Genomic DNA, 20,340 nt, shown 5'->3' with positions numbered 1-20,340 from the left:
TCTGTATGAAAAGTGGTTCTCCATTCCAATTCCGCACAAATCTAAGCAAAAGGAGTTGTTGAAAAGCTTCTATTTTCTGCCGTAATCAGCCTTAATCTCGCCCCAATGCTCCGTTTCCCATTTCAAGATTTTGTTGCTGTACGTATTCGTTTGCAGCCAGTGAAGCGCCCGGTCGACCAGATTCCATACTTCCTGCGTTGACTCGTTGCGAACCAGTGTGGTCGCCACCTTCTTCTCCCGAACCCACTTCATGGCTGTCCGAGAATCGCTGTAAATTGTTTTATTACTGCCCTGCTGCTTAAGATAAGCCAAGGAATGTACAATGGCAAGGAACTCCCCTAGATTGTTCGTGCCATTTGGAATTGGACCTTTTGCAAAGAGCACCTCTCCCGTTTTCGTGTCTACGCCCTGATACTCGATTGGGCCTGGATTCCCCCTCGTCCCTACATCTACGGAAATGCTATTATAATCAATTTCCGATTTGGATACAGGAGCTGAGGCTCCCTTCGATTTATCGGTCGCTCCTTTCTTTGCCGCACCTTGTCCCCAATGCTTCTTCCAGCCTTCCTGATAGGCCTTCTCCGCTTCTGCCTTGGATGTATAGGACTTATATTTTGCATCCTTATAATTGCTCACCTGTGCCTGACATTGCGGCCAGCTCGTATAAATTCCCGGCTTACTGCCTTCCCATACCACATAGTATTTTTGCTGCGCCATATATCATACCGCTCCTTCACCTTCTACTTCTCTATTGACGGCGAATCGCCTGCCATCCACCAGATGCACAAAAAGCAAATGATGCCCCTTATTATCCAGCGTTCCCTCATCACATTGACGTCCATTGACATCCATTGACGTTCGTTTACGTCCATCCCCAGCAAAATCCGTCTCTGTCCCACGCAATTTTGCCGCGATGGAGCTTGCGGAACGCCTTCTTGACTTCCTTGTCGAGTGAAGCATTTCCATTCTCGTTCACATATACAAAATGCTCTCCGAAGTTGGCCTTCACATATTCAATGACATCGCTCTGATAAGCAACGCCCTTTGTTCTGATTTCATCGACCATCCATTCCGCTACCTGTTGAGCCGTATATTCCACCAACATTCCACTCCTAATTCATATCGATACTTTCAGCCTGTTCTCATTATAATTGAGCCCGCATCATATTCCTAATGTGCTCCGCAAATTATCCCTAATAAAAAAAGCCATCGGTATCCGACAGCTTTCCCATTCTTAATACGTAATCCATTATTCCGTTTTCTTCGTAACGATTTTCAAGGCACCGTATACAAACCATCCTGCAAACATCGCTGCCAAGCAGTATGCAGCAAGGAGAATCGTCGGCGGAGACCATACGACGATAAACGACCATGGCATGCCCCCAAGGAATAACTTCGGAAGCGCAAGCACCAAGCAAATCCCCCCTGCACACACAAGCAGCAAGGCTACAAATCCAATTAATCGCATAACACCAAGCGAAACCAATACACGCTTCCGCTTCGCGATATTCCAGGCGAGCCTTCCACCTGCCAGCCATCCCAGCAGGGCAAGCCCTCCTGTAATCCCGACTGCGCTCACTGCTGCTTGATCCAGGGCCTGCATCCGATCATTCGGTACCGTATCGCTGAGGTTCTCTCCCTTCCACTGCGTCAGCACGCTTTGGCCAATAGCAGCCGTAGCATCGCTCATCCTATTGGCCATGACAGCAACCCCAAGCTGCCGATCCTGCTGTAAAATGATATAAGAGGAGAAGGTCGGGTTCGCACCTGCGTGCATAATAAGCTTCTGATCCTCTCCGATGCTCCACCCGCTTGCATAGTAGGTATCATCGATCGGATCCACGGATAGATCGGGCTTCTGAGATTCTTGCACTAATTCTTTGCTTACCTGCTCATTCAATCCATATCCGAGCTGTGCGTTCATCCATTTCGCAATATCAATGCTGTTACTTACCAGATATCCGGCTGGGTTATTGCCTCGATAAATCGGCGGAAAATACGATCTCGGCTTCAGAAAGCCCACTCGGTATCCAGTCGCCATCTCGCTAGGCAGAACCGGCTGGATGCCGACAAACGAAGCAGTCATGCCAAGCGGCTCCAAAACATGCTGCTTTATATACGTTTCATAAGACTGCTTCGTTACCTGCTCGATAACTAGTCCCAGTACATCATAGTTAATCGTTGCATACTCATGTGAGCTGCCCGGCTTGCGATCCAATTCTTGTCCCAGCAGCATCCGAATCGTTTTTTCCAACGCACGATCCGTATCGTCTTCGGGAATTGAAGCTATCGTCCGGGCCGAAATGCCGCTTGTATGGTACAGCAGCTGGCCAATTGTAATTGCAGCCGGCTTTCCTTCATTGTTCATGGTGAACCATGGCAGGTACTTTCTGACGTCATCCGTCCGGTTAATCAATCCTGCCTTTTCAAGCTGTAAAATGGCTAGTCCCGTAAAAGCCTTAGTCGTAGACCCTAATTCGAACAACGTATGTTCTGTCACAGTTTTTTTTGAATCCAGATCGGCATAGCCAAATCCTTTTTCAAACACCGTCTTTCCCTTCTCAACAATAACAACGGACATACCCGGAATTTGACTGCGCTCTCGTTGTTCTTCAATAAATTGCTCAATTTTTTTGGTGCTGGCTGTGTGTTCTGCCTCCGCTTGTTCCGCTGCAGCATAGGGCAGGGCACAGGTTGCCATTACAGATATGGCTATCATCATACAACCAACAATTGCGGCTATTTTCTTGCAAACGATACGTGAAATGTTCATAACTTTCTCCCCATTCTATGCTCAAAGGCACCTCGCAGTATGCTATTCATGTAGTCATGGCAAGTGATTAAAAAATATATCGTGTGCAAGACCAGGTAGATGCCGATAACGGCGAACGAATAGCTCCAGTTGGATAGCATCAGGAGATTGTCCAATGCCTTCATAGCAATCAAGGCATGAATGGTACCGATAATACAGGGAGCAAAGAAGAGAATACCGATTTGGGCCATAACAATGCCTCGAATTTCGCCTTCCGTCAAGCCGATCCGAGACAGTGCCTTGCAATGCGCCTGATCCTCTCGAAGCTCGGTAAATAGCTTGAAATAAATCACGCTGCCCGCTGCCATAAAAAATAACAAGCTAATGAATAGGCCAATGAACATCGTCAACCCCATCAGGCTCTGCGCATTCTCGTACTGCGTCCGATAGCCGTCGACCTGGACGGCCCGCTTCATCATGTAAATTGCACCCGACGCCGTCAACATGACCGCACTCAGCATTGACACGAGAAACAGCATCATTGCATTACTCTTCAGTCTGGATCTAAGCTGGCCAACGATAATCATCGTGGTTCGATGATAATAGAATCTTGGGCTTCGCTGAATGGAGTGCAGTACTAACAAGCTGAACTGGGTGAAGAATAAGTACGTACCAATCGTTACTGAAATCATAACCGGCAAGGCCAACAACGGGAAATTCCTTATATTTATGCTAAGTGCCAATCCATAAGCCGTTCCTAAGCAGATGACTGCCAGAGCTGCGAGTCCATGAGAAAAGGCAGCTTGTTCGGCCGGTTCTCTTGAAGCCCCAAGCATATCAACGATCTCGCCATGGCCTGTCTTGCAGGCAGCCCATGCAGATATGACCGCAAACAACAATGCAAAGCAGACAACGGTCAAGCCTAGCGCTTCCATTGGCACAGCAAATAGGATCGTCACCTCTCGATCTAGCAGCACTTCCATCGTCATGAAGAACAGCTTGCTAAATGCGATGCCGAGTCCAATACCAAATCCAATGGCCAACATGGCAATGCCTGCATGCTCGTATACAATCAATTTGCGCAGTTGCCCTCGTGTCATTCCAAATAAAGTGAGCAGGCCGAATTCCTGCCGTCGCGTCCTGATGAATGCCGTACTAGAATACAGTACGAACAGTACCGAGAATATGATGATGATATACTGGCAAAACATCATGCCCTGCCTAACTTTGTCAGCGCCTAATATATGGCCGTTCAACACATCAGGATGGAATCGAAACGCGGCAAACATGTAAAAGACCATAACAGAAAATGCGCTGCTCAGGAAAAAAGCACAGCATGAGCGCCAATTCCCGCGAATGTTGCGCAAAGCAAGGGACCGAATCGTCATGACCGCTTTCCCTTGGAGGTTTCCCTATTCCCTCGCCGCTTGATCGTACTCATAACTCCTGGCCTCCCATGCACAATCTCTTGATGTATCACAACAACGCAAGTATATCCCTGCTAACCGTATGCATCCCATCGATTTAGGTGACATTGCGGCGCTCGGCAACCTTACAAGATTGTCACCTTGCGAGAATGAGTTGAACGGCAATCAGCGCCGCTCAAGTAAATGGATGCCCCTTGCTTGAAACGTCACCGTCATCGTTGTCCCTCCATGAAGCTCTGAAGATACCGACAATTTATGGCCTAACCGGCCGCAAACTTCCTTGGCTACATATAGTCCCATTCCCGTCGATTCCCCAAGCGCCCTTCCATTCTCCCCCGTGAAGAATGGATCGAATATGCGAGGAAGATCATGCGGCGGAATTCCGGTTCCCTCATCCGTTATACTTAGGCGGCACTCCCCTTTATCGTCATTCATGATGCGGAAGTGGAGCTGCTTCGCGCCCGGCTTGCTCTTACTGTATTTGATTGCATTGCTGACGAACTGACTCAGTACGACACGCATCCACTTTTCATCCGTTTCCACCCAAGCCTCACCCTCGATAAGCGGAAAGGTAGAATGGCGAATGCAGAGACGCTTATGTCCGTTCACCACCGAACGAACAAGATCATGCAGAGGTATTCTCCGTATATGGAGATCCATTTCGAACTTATCGAGTCGTGCTGTATACAACAGCAGCTCCAAGCTGCGGGACATGCGATCCGTTTCCTCCTGAATGCTTGCGGCAAGCTGCCTCTTCCCCCCCTTGGATATCGGAATCTGCTGCATCGCCTCCTGGCACAGCATGTCCGCCGCAGATATCGGAGTTTTCATCTGATGCACCCATTGAAGCACGAAATGATTATGCATCTCCTGCTGGCGGCGGTAGGCTCCAAGCTCATTCAAATAGATACGATGTTGGCGCTCCAGCACATCCGCAACGAGCATCTGCTCCCTTGTGATGGGGGATTGAACGAGTATGGCTGCATTCACGTCGCCGGAATCTGTGCATGCTTGCATCAGTTCCTTGTAATAGTTTTTCTGCCGAATGTAATCTACGACTAGCCATAGGACTACAAATAATAGTGAAAGCACGATGAAGTAGACGATCGTACCGTCATCCATCGCTTCCGGATAGCGCGCCTGCTTCAGCAGCATCAGGCTGGTTCCAAGCCCAATGATTAGAGCGCTTGCAAGCAGATACAGCAGCCGGTCACGAACAAACACTATGGGGTATTTATTCATCAAGATTATGCTCCTCCTTCGATCCCTCGCTTTCCTCGCCGAGCACCAGCTTATATCCTATCCCTCTAACCGTGCGAATTGCATCCGGCAAACCAAGCTCTCCTAGCTTATTGCGCAGTCTCTTCACGTTTACCGTCAATGTATTGTCGTCCACGAATTGAGTATCGTCCCAGAGCGCTTCCAGCAGCTGATCTCGGGTCACGGCAGTACCACAATGTACGAGCAGGCATTCGGCCAATAGCTGCTCGTTCTTCGTAACCCCGATTTTCCTCTGCTGCCATATAAGCTCGTTGCGGCTAAGACTTAATATTAGTCCTTCCGCGACTATGTCCGCCTCCGGCGGCGGGGGAAGCTCGGAGACGGCGGCATAATCCCCATATACTCTGCGCAGCACACTGCGCACCTTGGCAACCAGCAAATCGAGCATGATTGGCTTTGTAATATAGTCATCGCCGCCATTCTCAATTGCCATTACTTGATCCATCTCCCCTTCTCTCGCCGAAATGAACATGATCGGCAGATTGGATCGGGCGCGTATCTGCCTGCACCAATAATAGCCGTCAAAATACGGCAAATTAATATCGAGCAGTACCAAATGAGGATCGAAAGCGGTCAGTTCGGACATCAAATCTCGAAAATGTGAAGCGCACAATGCTTCAAAATGATATTTTTCTAAATTTCTTTGTATGACGGAGGCGATCTTCTCATCGTCTTCTACTATCAAGATGCGGTACATATATGCAATCCCTCCCGTAAACGGTACCAACAAGTAAACTTCTTACCTAACCTAAATAGACAATAAAAATGATACCACCTTCGCCATTTTCCGTATAGAAATCGAAAAGGCTGCCGAACCAGTCGGCAGCTTCTGTAGCATGAAATTCCCCTATTAATTCTCAATCTCGCACAATAACACCATCGTAGACATCACAACTTTATGACCTGACCATCATCGGGAACGATAATTTGATCTGCAATCCCTTTCTCTTGAGCAAAGCTGCGCAGCTCCTGTCTCGACAGCAGACAGTGATTCACTGCCTCCATATGAGATGAAATAAGGATAGACTCTGGCGCTGCCTGATGCGTCCGATAAATATCCTCCTTCGTCATAAGGATTGGGTCGCCTATCAGGAACTGTGCTGCACCTCCGTTAACAACAATGACCTCAGGGCGATGCTGCTGGATCGCCGCGTCCACCTCATCGCACCATATCGTATCCCCCGCGACATATAAGGTCTCCTCTTCCGAATGCGACAGAACGAAGCCGGATACCGTACCCATCCGCTCTCCAATTTCTCCAGTGCCATGCCGGCCAACTGTACGCTGCAAACGAACTTCACCTATGGAGGTATGATCATTCATCGCCTCGACATGATAGAACCCTACATCACGAATCGCTTGAGCATCCTGCTCATTTTGAGCAATAATGTGAATTTCCTTCGGCAGCGTCGATTTGGCTGTATCATCAAAATGATCAAGATGAAGATGCGTTATAATGACGGCATCCGCCTGAATGATTTCTTCTATATTCATCGGCAGATCAACTAGCGGATTATTTAGTTCTCCATGTGGGGTATTCGGAAATGCAGGATAGGTCTCCTTAGGAGCTAAAAACGGATCAACCAGCAATCTTTGACCTCCGTATTCCACAATCAGCGTAGCGTTGCGAATTTGGGTAATTTTCATTTTTATATTCCTCCTATGGCAGCAATTCTCTTTTTCTCGTCCTGCGTATAGGATAATATGAAGGAAGAAAGTTAGACATATGCTGAATCAAGAGTTATCCCCCATTTACTTGATTTATGAAAGAGGTTGTTACGATGCTTGATTCTACTGACCAACACATTATCGAGGAATTGTCCCGCAACGCTCGAATATCCATGAAGGAGCTCGGTCAGAAAATTCATATGACAGGCCAAGCAACAGCGAATCGGGTGCAAAAGCTTGAGGACGAAGGCATTATTGAGCGGTATACGATTCAACTGAATCAAGCCAAGGCCGGTTATCCTGTACAAGCGTTTATCCAAATTTATACGAAACAGCCGGATCATCGGCCATTCCTGTCGTTTGCCGAGACACAGCAGACCTATGTTCTGCATAATTATAAAATTAGCGGCGAATGCTGCTATCTGATGGAGTGCCGCTTCCCCTCCAATGAGGAACTAGATGCGTTTCTCGTGGAATTGAATCAATATGCGAATTACAAGCTGTCCATCGTCATTAAGAAAAACCCTTAAGTAGAATCTCACCAAACTTCAACCCATCATTCAACGTCAAAAATAGCCAGACATTCTAACCTCCTTCCGCCAATGCTGATCGTAACATAAAGAATACAGCCGTCTTTAAGACGGCTGTATTCTTTGTCCCTTTGTCGGACATGACAATGATTATTTACGGCTTATCGGCACCATTAAATTCGGCACGAAAGATTTCATCATGGGGATTAGTCTTGGATCCTGCAAACTGAAGTATATTGACGTTAGCACTCATGACGTGCTTGCCGTCAAGCGTCCCCCCGCTTTGCGAACCGAATCCATGAATGCCCCCGCTGTGGCCCCACACCGACTCTCCATTCGCACGCTTCGTTACTTCATAAATGCCCAAACCATACCGGCCGATAGGGCTCTCCACACCATCCAGCATTTGTGTCAGCGATTCTTTTGACAACAGCTTTCCTCCTAGCAACGCACTGAAAAACGCATTCAGATCCTTGGCGGTCGAAATCATGTCGCCAGCTGCGTTCCCCCATGAAGGGTTGAGCTCCGTGATGTCGACGTATCCTCTGCCTTCCAATGTGATATATCCCCGTGCATGTGGATCTGGCAAAGAGGACAGCGTGCCTGGAACGGAGGTACTTTTCAACCCCAATTTTGCAATAATGCGTGCCTCGATATTTTCGCCGTACGTTTTACCCGTAACCTTCTGGATAATAACTCCTGCCAATACATAGTTCGTATTGGAGTAGCTCCATCCCTTGCCGGGCTCGAATAGCGGCTTCTGCTCCAAGCCAAGCCGAATCAATTCATCCGCGGAATACGTTCGATAAGGCTGGTCTACTACGATCCGCTTAATGAAGTCTTCCGTTGTAAAGTTGGCAATGCCGCTCGTATGATTCAGCAGCTGACGAATCGTAATGTTGCTCCCATCATATCCATTCCCTTGAACCACGCCTGGAAGCCACTTTTCCACAGAATCATCCAGACTTAATTTCTTCTCCTCCGCCAATTGAAGCATTACAGTTGCGACGAACGTCTTCGTGATGCTGCCGATTCGATAATGGAATTCAGGCTCCATCTTGCGATCACTATAAATACTTGCCTGGCCCGCTCCATAGGACCACACCTTACCATCCTTTACAACCTGTGCAAGGACACCGGGAACCTTCTTACCCTCCACAAGCTCGTCCATCGCCTTTTTGACGCCCGAATGCTTCTCGTCTAACATATGCGCTTGGGTTTGTTGGGCTGCTTGATTACTTTCTCCTTGTGCTTGAGCTGCCGGGGCATTCAGCAGCATAGATCCTCCTATCAGTACAGCAAAACTCGCCAATAAGCATTTTCGAAATAACATAGAATCCGCTCCTATTCTTTTCTTCTAAATCACGGCATGTACTGTACACTCAGGTGAATTTAGCAAGCTGTATGTCCGCGACTTAACTCCAAACTATCTGAATAATGTCATATTTCGTAGTGATGGAACTTCGTTTCAATTGATGAACATTGCAATAAATACTCTACGGCTTGTCGATACCACTAAAGGCTGCACGGAAGATTTCAACATAAGGATTTGAAGTGGATATTCCAACCTCCAGCGTATTGATGTTAGCGCTCAGAACGAAATTTCCGCCAACTGTCCCCCCGCTTTGTGAATGGAATCCATGAATGCCACCGCTATGGCCCCACACCGATTCACCATCCGCGCGCTTCGTTAATTCGACAATCCCCAATCCGTACGGCCGCCCTAAAGGGGTCTCCACACCATCCAGCATTTGTGCCAGCGATTCCTGTGACAGCAGCTTTCCACCTAGCAGTGCACTAAAAAATACATTCAAATCCTTGACAGTCGAAATCATGTCGCCCGCTGCATTGGCCCAGGATGGATTCATCTCCGTGATGTCAATATACTGCTTATCTTCCAATTCAACATATCCCCGTGCATGCGGATCCGGCAAAGAGGATTGCGCGCCTGCAACGGAGGTTCCTTTCAAGCCTAATTTGTGAATAATTCGTTCTTCGATATTGTTGCTGTACGTTTTACCTGTTACCTTCTGGATAATGGCCCCCGCCAATACATAACCCGTGTTGGAATAGCTCCATCCCTTGCCGGGCTCGAACAGCGGCTTCTGCTCCAGACCAAGCCGAATCAATTCATCTGCTGAATACGTACGATAAGGATTCTCTACTACTGTCCGCTTTGCGAAATCTTCCGTTGTATAACTGGCAATGCCGCTCGTATGATTAAGCAGCTGCCGAATTGTGATCTTGTTCCCGTTGTATCCATTGCCTTGAACCACGCCCGGAAGCCATTTTTCCACAGAATCATCCAGACTTAATTTCTTCTCCTCCGCCAATTGAAGCATTACAGTTGCGACGAACGTCTTCGTGATGCTGCCGATTCGGAAATGGAACTCTGGATCCATCTTGCGATCACTATGAATACTTGCCTGTCCCGCTCCATAGGACCACACCTTACCTTCCTTTACAACCTGTGCAAGAACACCGGGAACCTCCTTACGCTTCACGAGCTCGTCTATCGCTTTTTTGATGCCTGCATGCATTTCATTTAACACATGGGGTGCTTGGTTTTGTTGTATCGCTTGATTACTTGCACGAGCTGCCGGAGTATTCAGCAGCATGGCCCCTCCTAGCAGCATAGCAAAACTCGCCAACAAGCATTTTCGAAACAACATAGAAACCCTCCTAATTATTTTTTTAATAATTACGGCTTGTCGATACCATGAAACGCTGCACGGAAGATTTCAGCGAATGGATCTGGAGTGGATATTCCAATCTTCAGCAAATTGGTGTTGGCGCTCATGACGAATTTTCCGCCAACTGTCCCCCCGCTTAGTGAACGGAATCCATGAATGCCACCGCTATGGCCCCACACTGACTCTCCATCCGCGCGCTTCGTTATTTCGTAAATCCCCAATCCATACCGTCCAAAAGGGGTCTCTACACCATCCAGCATTTGTTTTAGCGATTCTTGTGACAGCAGCTTTCCACCTAGCAGTGCACTGAAAAATACATTTAAATCCTTGGCAGTCGAAATCATGTCGCCCGCTGCGCTCGTCAAGGAAGGATTCAGTTCCGTAATGTCAATGTACTGCTTGTCTTCCAATTCGACATATCCCCGTGCATGCGGATCCGGCAAAGAGGATTGCGCGCCTGCAACGGAGGTTCCCTTCAAGCCTAATTTGTTAATAATTCGTTCTTCGATATTGTCGCTGTACGTTTTACCTGTAACCTTTTGGATAATGGCCCCTGCCAATACATAGTTCGTATTGGTGTAGCTCCATTTCTTACCGGGCTCGAACTGCGGCTTCTGCTCCATGCCAAGCCGAATCAATTCATCTGCTGAATACGTACGATAAGGATTCTCCACCGCCCGATTTACGAAGTCTAGCGATGTATACTCTCCGATGCCGCTCGTATGATTCAGCAGCTGCCGAATCGTGATGTTGTTCCCGTTGTGTCCATTGCCTTGAACCACGCCTGGAAGCCATTTCTCCACAGAATCATCCAAACTTAATTTCTTCTCCTCCGCCAATTGAAGCATTACAGTTGCGACGAACGTCTTCGTGATGCTGCCGATTCGGAAATGGAACTCTGGATCCATCTTCCGATCACTATAAATACTTGCCTGGCCCGCTCCATAGGACCACACCTCTCCATTCTTTACAACCTGTGCAAGGACTCCGGGAACCTTCTTACCCCCCACAAGCTCGTCCATCGCTTTTTTGACGCCCGTATACTTCTCGTTTAACACATGGGGTGCTTGATTTTGTTGTGCCGCTTGATTACTTGCACGAGCTGCCGGAGTATTCAGCAGCATGGCCCCTCCAAGCAACATAGCAAAGCTCGCTAACAAGCATTTTCGAAATAACATAGAATCCGCTCCTATTCTTTTCTTCTAAATCACGGCATGTACCGTACACTCAGGTGAATTTAGCAAGCTGTATGTCCGCGACTTAACTCCAAACTATCTGAATAATGTCACATTTCGTAGTGATGAAATGTCATTATGATCCAATTTTTTAACAACAACACCTTAATGGGGGACGACACGGTCTCATATGACATAATGTCATGATGCACCAAGCGTCCTATTCGCTATTAAATCTAACCAAATGAATGACGTAGTTGCCTCTTGAACGTCGTCATAACTGTTATCAATACATTGCAGAATTTATCTGGATATGAAATGAGGTGCTGACATTGAATATAGCAATACCGTGGACGAAACAGCGGGCGTGGTACGATTGGGCGATTCTGGTCACTCGAATCTATTGGCTGTTCAGCGCGTCAGTCATCATACTAGCATTCCGTGAAGAATTCCCTCACGCGGTGTGGATGCTCTGTGCGCTAGCCTTGTTCGTCTATCCTCTTCCGCTGCTGCAACGCTTCGGAAGGCAATGGTATATGCTTGCAGAAATCGTGCTTTGTGGGGTTTCTAGCATTTGGATAAGTGCCTACTTGCCTTTAACCTCTTGGCAGTTCCTTATGGCTGCCTTTGTATTCGGCTTCTTAAGCAGCCAAAATTGGCTGTGGTGGACCGCTCCCCTGGTCGTGATCTGTATTCCCTTCGGTATCGGCATGGTCACGAATTCAGCAATGGATGTGATTATGCTACAGTACTTGCCGAACAACGGGTTGGCATACTTTCTAGGCTTCGCTTTCCAATTATTGGCACTCACTCATAAGCAAAGCCTAATCATTCAAGAGCAGAATCGCGTCCTCGAACATCATGTAACCCAAGTAGAGCAGCTTACTCTGATCGAGGAGCGGAGCAGACTGTCCCACGAACTCCATGATACAATCGGGCACACGTTAACATCCATCATTATGGGATTGGAATCGATACGTCCCGCTATTCCTGAACCACACAGCGATCAATATGGGGAAATTATAGTGCGGGCTCGCAAAGGGCTCGATGATATTCGCAAACATCTGCATGATCTGTCTCCGGATCAGATGGATGGAACCCTAAGCGAATCGATAAACCAGCTGTCGAACGACTTCTATACATCAACAGGCATCAAGGTAAAGCTCCGTATGTTGGGAACAGAGTCTCCTGTAACGAAGCACGTTAGTTACTGCCTATATCGGTGCTTGCAAGAAGCCTTGACGAATGCTGCACGTCACGGGCAGGCTACCTCCATTGATATTTCGCTATTTTACGATGAAGAATGGCTCCGTTTACATATTGAGGACAATGGGCAAGGGATGGAGCAGGTACAACACGGCTATGGACTGTCGGGAATGAAAGAGCGTTTGCTCGCACTAGGCGGCAATTTATCTATTCATTCACGTCCTCAGGAAGGCACGGTTGTCGTGTGTTCGGTACCGCTTAACATGCCAACCTCCAATGCCGCAATCCGAATCCTTGTCGTAGACGATCAGGAATTGATCTTGCATAGCTTGCAAGATTTATTGATCAAGCACCCTGAATTCGAGGTGGTTGGAACAGCCTCCAATGGCCGCGCTGCACTTGAACAATGCGAACGGCTCAACCCGGATCTCGTGCTTATGGATGTAAAAATGCCGGAAATGGACGGGATTAGCGCACTGCAAACGATGAAGCAGTCATGGCCAGACTTGAAAGTCGCGATCCTAACCACTTTTTCAGACGTCGAGCAAGCGATAACGGCCCTTAAGCGCGGAGCCAACGGCTATATGCTGAAGTCTGTCCATCCTAGAGAACTGACCGAGGCCATCAAATTAATAAATAATGGCGGGACATGGATTGCAGAGGGCATTGCGGAGCAAGTATTTGCAGGCATGAAGCAATTGAAGTCGAGCAAAATGGAAAATGGCGCAAGTCGTATTCAGGACGATCCATACGGACTTACACAGCGTGAACAGCAAATTTTGCAGCATCTATCGTTGGGCTTGCGTTACAAGTCTATAGCGGAGAGATTGTTTTTAAGCGAAGGCACGGTGCGGAATTATTGCTCGGTTCTCTATTCCAAGCTACAGGTTAGCAATCGGGAAGAAGCCGTACTGAAGGGGAAACTGGAGAATTTAAGTTAAGGCCTCTACTTAGAGGAACGAAGGAATAGAAGGGAGGGGAAAGTGCGTGATCCTTATCCCTTCCCATTGCTGCAAATCCATTAATGCTCTTGGCGCCATGGCCGTTCCGGAACGACTTTGAACACTGTTCGTCCTTGTTCCTCATAGCGTTGCACGGAAGTCTTGATCCGGTCGATTTTCGTAATGTCCGCTGTTCCTCTTTTATCTCTCGTTATCGTGAGAGACAGAATCATGCCTTGCAGCGTCTTCGGCTCCTTCTTCAGCCGTGTTGTCAAAAAATTGCCTAAAGACGAAGCTGCCACACGCAGCCTTGTTTGTCCGTAAATGTCCTTCGTTCTGGCCGAAGTCACAGGATGGAGCACATGGGGATGCGCACCCAGCACGATGTTCACTCCCTGACGAAATAGCAGAGACATCAGCCTGCGTTGGCTCGGTGTAGGAGAGGTGCGGTATTCCCGTCCAAAATGCAAACAAACGATCACGATATCCGCACTCTTTCTCAACTCGCGCACATCTGCAAACAGCTTCTTCCGATTCAGGCGACTGACCTGCCATGGATTCGGCACGGGAATGGAATTGGTTCCTTGCGTATACGCGGCAATTCCAAGTTTAATCCCTTTTACGGTTAGTATCAGCCTGTTATTCGCTTCCCCGCGCGTGCGAAAAGTACCGGTATGTTGCAGCCCATGCCTATCTAATACGTCGAGTGTCCGTACAAGCCCCTTAATTCCGCCATCCATACAGTGATTGTTCGCTGTCGTGAGCAGGTCGAAGCCCGAATGCTGCAGTGCAGGCGCCAACTCATCCGGGCAGCTGAATATAGGATATCTCGTTTTCGTATGCCTTTTCTCTATCCACCGATTGCTGTCTGGCCGCTTTAAAATACCCTCATCATGCCAGTTGGTTCCTGAAAATGTCGTTTCCAAATTGCCGATTGTAAGATCATGCTCCTGAAAATAGGGCGCAACCTGTTCGAAAATAGGCTCGAACCGATAGCCATCATCTTCCTTCACAGAGCCAATAATCTCACTTTTCATCAAAAGATCCCCTACAGCTGCAATTCGAATCATTTCCAAAGCATTCATCCTCCTTGCCCATAGTGTATTCCGCATTCGAACAATGTGTAAAAAAAGCAGAGACTTGAAAAGCAAGTTCTTCACCACACGAATAGGATAAGGTAAACATATGGCAAGGAGACGATTTCATGAAAAGCCGAAGAAAGAGAAAGAGTGCATCTGTCACTCATTCTGTCGTTAAACCTAAGGGCCCTAAATTGGAGCATCATACGGAATTAATGAAGGACAATGAACTGCGCGGACATTTGCCGGAGACGATGAAGCTGGATAAGGAATCGTTGTTTTTTATGCTGTCGTTATATCCATCTGTCTATGTGAAACCCAATCAAGGCGCCTTTGGCGAAGGAGTCATGAAGGTAACTAAGTCCAGTGATTCATCTGAAACGGAGCAGTTCCATGTTCATCGCGGAACGAAGCAGCATACCTTTCACTCGAAAGAACGATTGTATTCCTTCATTCTCTCCAAGAAAACAAGCAAAAAGTATATCGTGCAGCAGGGTATTGACTTACTGCACTGGGAGGATCGCCCCTTCGATCTGCGAATTATGGTGAAGAAGCAAGAAGACGAAAGCTGGAAAAATGAAGGCATCTTAGGACGTGTAGCCCAATCGAACAAAATCGTTACGAACATCCGCAGCGGTGGAAGTCCTGTATCGATTGAGAAGCTGCTGTCCTCTCATACGAACTGGGTAAGTCTGCGTAATGTGAAAGAGCAAATAGATCGTATCGGGGTTCGTGCAAGCGAAAAAATCGAAAGCAAATATCCGGGAGTGAAGCTTCTAGGCATTGATATCGGACTTGATCAGCGACTGAAGCCTTGGATTATCGAGGTCAATATGAAGCCTGAAAAAATATGTTGGGACTGTATTGAGAAACTGTACCAAGAAAATGAATCTGTATCATAGGCCCCAAAAAGAAATGAGCCGACATTACGTCGGCTCGCTCTTGCTCTATATGATTTTACCAGCCAAAATCCAGTGTATTCCCTGTTTCGGCCAGTGTCTTAATATTGCTCAGAATCATCCACCAATGCTCCTTCGTACTCGCATAGGAAGGATGCCCTTCTGTCCAATTGTCATTGACCAGCGTCAATTTCGTACAGCCCCCTACCTCATCAATGGAAAAGGTAATTCTAGTCTCCAACTCCGCATGATTCTCTCGATAAGATGGACCCGGATGCTCTGTATAGCTCAACACTTTGTTTGGTTCATAAGCTAATATGTGGCCATATACATGTACCGTCTCATCCCCATCATTGCCGGGGCCGACATACTGATAAGGAGCTCCGATTTCAAAGGTAGATTTCAGAACACTGCCGAAGAAAATTTTGCGCGTTCCCTCGGGAGATGCGATTACATTCCACACTACTTCCGGTGATGCACCAATATAAAACTCATACTTCAATGCCTCCACTTGTTATATCCCCCTTTTGAAATGATACTCGTCATGCACATTCGGTAAGTTCCTCCTACCGCTACTATGATTATAGGTATTGCCCTAATACTTGTATTGTAAAAACGCGACATTTCAGTTACGTGCGATGTTTATTTGACTGAACAGCAGCGACGTGAACTAGCTGAATTAAGTTAATCATAAAAAATCCCCTTTGGAGGTATCTTAAGGGGATTTTTTCTTTATTAGGCAGTAAAGTGCAAACGAAATTTTCATAAGAAGCACAGAGCACACAAACATTACAAATATTAAAACGAATCCGTTGTTTAGATATCCTCTTGTTATTCCAAATGAGAGAAAAAATATAATGAGGGCAAGATTGATGACAAGATTTACAATATTATGTGATCGTTTTCTTTGCGATACTACTTGTAAGTAGTTTTTGAAAAAAATTCCCCATATTCTCCTCCCATTAATTTCAAGTTTATTACCACATATACTCCGCCAAGCCACTACGTATTCATTCGCTAATCCTTTCATCTATTATGCTTTACGATTTTCAAAGATATTTTCATGTAATGTAGATAGGCTACTCGTCTATCTACACTTCCGACTTTAATCAAATGCTTTCGTAGGAATCAATTTACCGCTTATATAAGGAACTATTCGTTCTGTGTTCTATTTTTTCCTCCCAGTACCTTACAAAGTCCTGAAGTTTAAGAGCCGAGGCTCCTAGAAATCCTCCCATATAAGGCAACCAGGGTAGGCTATGGTTTTGAGAAGGTCAAGACAAAATGCAGCAACGATTGAAAGATGAAAGTACCAAAGGGATAAGAGAAGACAGCTAAGACATTTCGAATGATCAATACAAGTGCGCATAGATGGCTACAGGTATATCTATGACAGCAATAATAAGTATGTAACAACCTTTATTCGTAGTATGCACGATGACGAATCTACGGATAAGTAACAGGAAAACATTTACTAGATTCGCAGGCAGTGCTAGAATTCTTTTTAAGAACGAAAAAAGACGCCATGACTTTGCCCGGTCAGCGGTTTTTATTCACATAGATATATGATACGTATATCCTTTTTAGTTGTATTCTATTTTAGAAAATGAAAATGGTTAGGCCTGCCTTCCCCTCCTGCTGGAGGGATTTTTTATGAGTATAGCAAAGGCACTAGAGTATATTGAGACTTTCACCATCAATCTGTCGATGGCTATATCATGTTAGTCAAAAAAGGAAGCGCGGTTCCATCTGTTTCACTTAATGACTCCACCCATCTTGATCACAGGAGTGATTCCCATCGTACATATGCAACCCGCTCCCTCTAAGCCCAGCATGGGCATTCTGAATATGAAGCAGGGTGAACAGAAATTCACGCTTGCGCGCCATAGTCCTTCTGGGGATTTATGTGATGTCATGAAACACTTCTGGGTGATTCATTGGGATTTGACCGGACAGCCCCCCTTCGAACAGGAAATCGTCCCAAATCCATGCGTTAATATTGTCATTGAACCCAATCAAACAGCCATTTACGGTGTTGCACCGAACCGCTATTCCCAACGCCTTGAGGGGAAAGGGAAGGTGCTCGGTATCAAGTTCAAGCCAGGAGGATTTTATCCCTTCGTCAAACAGCCCATCATGCAAATTACAGGACGCTCCATGCGATTTGAAGAAGTCTTCCAAGTCGACATAAGGCAGTTTGAACAAGCGGTGTTGTCAGAAGATGAGGATGAGGGCATGATCGCGGTGGCCGAAACTTTCTTCAAGGCACATCTCCCCGCAAGAGATGGCAATGTAGCTTATCTCAATCGGATTATTGGCCGCATTCAAGAAGATCGCTCAATTACGAAGGTCGATCAAATATGTGAACAATTCGAGGTAAATAAGCGCAAGCTGCAAAGGCTGTTCCAGCAGTATGTTGGTGCAACACCCAAATGGGTCATTCGACTTTATCGCTTGCAAAATGCCGCAGAATTGATTGACAATGGAATTTATGAGGATATACTCGGTCTCTCCGCAGACCTTGGCTATTACGATCAATCCCATTTCATTAAGGATTTCAAAGCTATTATTGGAGCTACACCTGAGGAATATATGAAGGGAATTCTGCGATAGACATATGGAAGGCCGGATATCCTTATCCACTAAGGAGCCCGGCCTTTGTCATGCAATCCTATTCCTTCGCCTTGTCCTCTGACTGCGGCGTATCACAATCATTCATAATCAAGTGAATTGGGCAATGGTCACTGCCTAAAATATTCGAGTCAATACGAGCATCCACCAAAAAATCGCGCAAACGTGAAGATACGAGGAAGTAGTCAATGCGCCAGCCGATATTCCGCTCGCGTACCTTCGGCATATATGACCACCAGGTGTACGCATCCGTTTGGTCCGGATAGAAATGACGGAATGTATCCGTGAAGCCCGCGTCCTGCAAAATCGTCATCTTCTCCCGCTCCTCGGTGGTGAACCCGGAATTGCCATGGTTCGACTTCGGATTTTTCAAGTCGATCTCTTGATGGGCAACGTTCAAGTCTCCGCACACGATAACTGGCTTGCAGGCATCCAGCTTCTGCAAATAGAAGCGGAATCGCTCTTCCCACTCCAGTCGTTCTTCCAGACGGGATAGATCACGCTTCGAGTTCGGTGTGTACACATTGACTAAGAAGAAAGATTCGAATTCAAGTGTAAGGATTCGGCCTTCCGGCTCCTCATTCTCCTCAATTCCATAGCGTACGGATAGGGGCTTCTTTTTCGTAAATACGGCTGTGCCTGAATACCCCTTCTTGAGCGCATAATTCCAATACTGCTCATATTCCTCGCCGAGATCAAGGTCAATCTGTCCTTCCTGCAGCTTCGTCTCTTGAACACAGAAGATATCCGCATCCATCTCTCGGAAATAGTCCAAAAATCCTTTATTCACACAAGCCCGCAAGCCATTCACATTCCAGGATATAAGCTTCATTGTTCTATATCTCCTTGCCATAACTAATAATCGTTAATACTCTCTTAAATAGTGTAACATAAGAAAGTACGGCTAGTAGAATGATCTGACAAGGAGATGGTTGGATCCCGCTTCGTCCCTCATGCAAACTAGTAAAACTTAATCTCTTCTTCTGCAGTAAGATGCAGCAGATATGATAACAGCTATGACAGCTCTTCTCGCGTGTCTCCCCGTTCCCTGAATTAACAGTGTTTGTTCCAACCCGAAGGAGTTATCGAAATAATCCTCAATCGAGCGTTTATTCCACCCGGTTACGACAATAATGCTTTCAATGCCGGATTGTACGGCTTCTTTCACAATATATTGAATAGCAGGCTTATCCACAATCGGCAGTATTTCTTTCGGCTGAGCCTTCGTGGCTGGAAGGAACCTGGTTCCCATGCCGGCTGCGGGGATTACAACCTTCCTGATTGCCATTATCCTCCTTCCTTGTCTCTTGATAATGTGCAAATACCCAAAATCGACTGCCGCTATAATTCACGAACATCCCTCCTGTCGTAGCCGCCAGCTTGTTGATCCATAGCGGAAGCCCGCTCCAGTCAATCAGCATCAGCAACAGACCGGAGGAAAGCAGCATCGAGATTCCGTTCAATAGCGCAAATTTCATGATTTCGTGTGTCCTGATTTTATCCGACACTTGAAACGTCCATTTCCGATTGAGGAGAAAGCTATTGATCATTCCGGCACCGGAGGAGGCAACTTGCGCCATTACATACGATGCTTCCCCCGCGATAAGCAGATAGAACACGGAAAAATCTACAATCGTGTTGGCAAATCCAACTTGGCAGTAGCGCATAAATTGAATCGCCGCTTGCTTATCGACCCTCATGGCATTCTCTCCTCTCCTGATATGACTTCTATTCATTGTCTTGTGTTTCCTGAATTTCAGCTTCTCTATAGTAAGAATCGGATCTGAGCCTGAAAAAATCATTTTCTTTTTATAGAACCCATGGACGTGATTCCCCTTCTAAAAGATTGCCGAAGATGCCCCGCGTTTCCCGAAGACATCTGATAGCAACCATCATACCCGGGCTAGCTGAGCACAGGCTTAAGCGGAACTGAACGAAATATGAGGGCTAGCTGAATATATGCTGAAAATGAGAAATCCGATCTGTTTAACAACGAAACTCTGATTTTCTCAACATTTCCTATCACTCTAAGCCTACTTAATAGCCTTTCTAAAATAT

Annotated in this window: 18 protein-coding genes and 1 pseudogene; 4 read left to right on the top strand and 15 right to left on the bottom strand. The window is 46.6% G+C overall.

The window, feature by feature from the left end; all coding sequences use genetic code 11:
• Positions 1–69: 69 nt before the first annotated feature.
• The 7 genes from rnhA to NO352_RS23205 all read right to left on the bottom strand — a co-directional run bounded on the left by rnhA (position 70) and on the right by NO352_RS23205 (position 7,107).
• Complete coding sequence (gene rnhA, locus NO352_RS23235) at positions 70–717, bottom strand: ribonuclease H (protein WP_268620552.1); 648 nt, start codon at positions 715–717, stop codon at positions 70–72.
• A gap of 145 nt (positions 718–862) precedes the next feature.
• Entirely contained in the window at positions 863–1,099 is a 237-nt protein-coding gene (locus NO352_RS23230; protein ID WP_005543646.1) for a DUF6953 family protein, read from the bottom strand.
• A gap of 150 nt (positions 1,100–1,249) precedes the next feature.
• Entirely contained in the window at positions 1,250–2,773 is a 1,524-nt protein-coding gene (locus tag NO352_RS23225) for a serine hydrolase domain-containing protein (protein ID WP_289356876.1), read from the bottom strand.
• Positions 2,770–4,140, bottom strand: a complete 1,371-nt coding sequence (locus NO352_RS23220) for an FtsX-like permease family protein (RefSeq protein ID WP_289356875.1) — start codon at positions 4,138–4,140, stop codon at positions 2,770–2,772. Before NO352_RS23220 ends, NO352_RS23225 begins: the two co-directional genes overlap by 4 nt.
• Before the next feature lie 204 nt (positions 4,141–4,344).
• On the bottom strand, positions 4,345–5,421 hold the full coding sequence (locus tag NO352_RS23215; RefSeq protein ID WP_289357001.1) for a sensor histidine kinase: 1,077 nt from the start codon (positions 5,419–5,421) through the stop codon (positions 4,345–4,347).
• Complete coding sequence (locus tag NO352_RS23210) at positions 5,414–6,157, bottom strand: response regulator transcription factor (protein ID WP_289356873.1); 744 nt, start codon at positions 6,155–6,157, stop codon at positions 5,414–5,416. The genes NO352_RS23215 and NO352_RS23210 overlap by 8 nt, the downstream gene beginning before the upstream one ends.
• A 191-nt stretch (positions 6,158–6,348) precedes the next feature.
• Positions 6,349–7,107: an MBL fold metallo-hydrolase gene (locus NO352_RS23205; protein ID WP_005543652.1), complete on the bottom strand. Its 759-nt coding sequence runs from the start codon at positions 7,105–7,107 to the stop codon at positions 6,349–6,351.
• 134 nt (positions 7,108–7,241) lie between these two features.
• Between NO352_RS23205 and NO352_RS23200 the strand changes: the two genes are divergently transcribed.
• On the top strand, positions 7,242–7,658 hold the full coding sequence (locus NO352_RS23200) for an Lrp/AsnC family transcriptional regulator (protein ID WP_005543654.1): 417 nt from the start codon (positions 7,242–7,244) through the stop codon (positions 7,656–7,658).
• 154 nt (positions 7,659–7,812) lie between these two features.
• Here NO352_RS23200 and NO352_RS23195 read toward each other — a convergent pair whose 3' ends face one another.
• From NO352_RS23195 to NO352_RS23185, 3 genes are all read right to left on the bottom strand, one after another.
• Positions 7,813–8,991, bottom strand: a complete 1,179-nt coding sequence (locus tag NO352_RS23195; protein ID WP_289356872.1) for a serine hydrolase domain-containing protein — start codon at positions 8,989–8,991, stop codon at positions 7,813–7,815.
• Between the two features lie 163 nt (positions 8,992–9,154).
• Entirely contained in the window at positions 9,155–10,330 is a 1,176-nt protein-coding gene (locus NO352_RS23190; protein ID WP_289356871.1) for a serine hydrolase domain-containing protein, read from the bottom strand.
• 29 nt (positions 10,331–10,359) lie between these two features.
• Positions 10,360–11,529: a serine hydrolase domain-containing protein gene (locus tag NO352_RS23185; RefSeq protein ID WP_262866396.1), complete on the bottom strand. Its 1,170-nt coding sequence runs from the start codon at positions 11,527–11,529 to the stop codon at positions 10,360–10,362.
• A gap of 329 nt (positions 11,530–11,858) precedes the next feature.
• Between NO352_RS23185 and NO352_RS23180 the strand changes: the two genes are divergently transcribed.
• Positions 11,859–13,673, top strand: a complete 1,815-nt coding sequence (locus NO352_RS23180) for a helix-turn-helix transcriptional regulator (protein WP_289356870.1) — start codon at positions 11,859–11,861, stop codon at positions 13,671–13,673.
• A gap of 80 nt (positions 13,674–13,753) precedes the next feature.
• Here the strand turns inward: NO352_RS23180 and NO352_RS23175 are convergent, their stop codons facing one another.
• On the bottom strand, positions 13,754–14,743 hold the full coding sequence (locus NO352_RS23175) for a CapA family protein (RefSeq protein WP_289357000.1): 990 nt from the start codon (positions 14,741–14,743) through the stop codon (positions 13,754–13,756).
• Positions 14,744–14,877: 134 nt separating this feature from the next.
• Between NO352_RS23175 and NO352_RS23170 the strand changes: the two genes are divergently transcribed.
• Positions 14,878–15,654, top strand: coding sequence for a YheC/YheD family protein (locus tag NO352_RS23170; protein ID WP_005543672.1), 777 nt, complete (start codon positions 14,878–14,880; stop codon positions 15,652–15,654).
• A 55-nt stretch (positions 15,655–15,709) separates the two neighbouring features.
• Here the strand turns inward: NO352_RS23170 and NO352_RS23165 are convergent, their stop codons facing one another.
• A complete protein-coding gene (locus tag NO352_RS23165; RefSeq protein ID WP_289356869.1) occupies positions 15,710–16,162 on the bottom strand; it encodes an SRPBCC family protein in 453 nt (150 codons plus the stop codon).
• 1,337 nt (positions 16,163–17,499) lie between these two features.
• Here NO352_RS23165 and NO352_RS23160 point away from each other — a divergent pair.
• A complete protein-coding gene (locus NO352_RS23160; protein WP_268620540.1) occupies positions 17,500–18,264 on the top strand; it encodes a helix-turn-helix domain-containing protein in 765 nt (254 codons plus the stop codon).
• A gap of 58 nt (positions 18,265–18,322) precedes the next feature.
• Here NO352_RS23160 and NO352_RS23155 read toward each other — a convergent pair whose 3' ends face one another.
• The 3 genes and pseudogenes from NO352_RS23155 to NO352_RS23145 form a co-directional block, all read right to left on the bottom strand.
• The gene (locus NO352_RS23155) at positions 18,323–19,114 is read right to left on the bottom strand and encodes an exodeoxyribonuclease III (protein WP_268620539.1); all 792 of its coding nucleotides are present in this window, start codon (positions 19,112–19,114) and stop codon (positions 18,323–18,325) included.
• A gap of 213 nt (positions 19,115–19,327) precedes the next feature.
• Positions 19,328–19,570 (bottom strand): annotated as a pseudogene (locus NO352_RS23150) (sugar phosphate nucleotidyltransferase); the annotation flags it as partial.
• On the bottom strand, positions 19,470–19,982 hold the full coding sequence (locus tag NO352_RS23145; protein ID WP_268620538.1) for a GtrA family protein: 513 nt from the start codon (positions 19,980–19,982) through the stop codon (positions 19,470–19,472). The gene NO352_RS23145 and the pseudogene NO352_RS23150, both read right to left, overlap by 101 nt.
• Positions 19,983–20,340 lie beyond the last annotated feature (358 nt).

This window comes from Paenibacillus sp. S-12 (genome assembly GCF_030363895.1).
GTDB classification, from domain to species: Bacteria; Bacillota; Bacilli; order Paenibacillales; family Paenibacillaceae; genus Paenibacillus_B; species Paenibacillus_B alvei.
The sequence above is the reverse complement of the archived record's forward strand: the minus strand, read 5'-3'. Positions and strand labels throughout refer to the sequence as shown.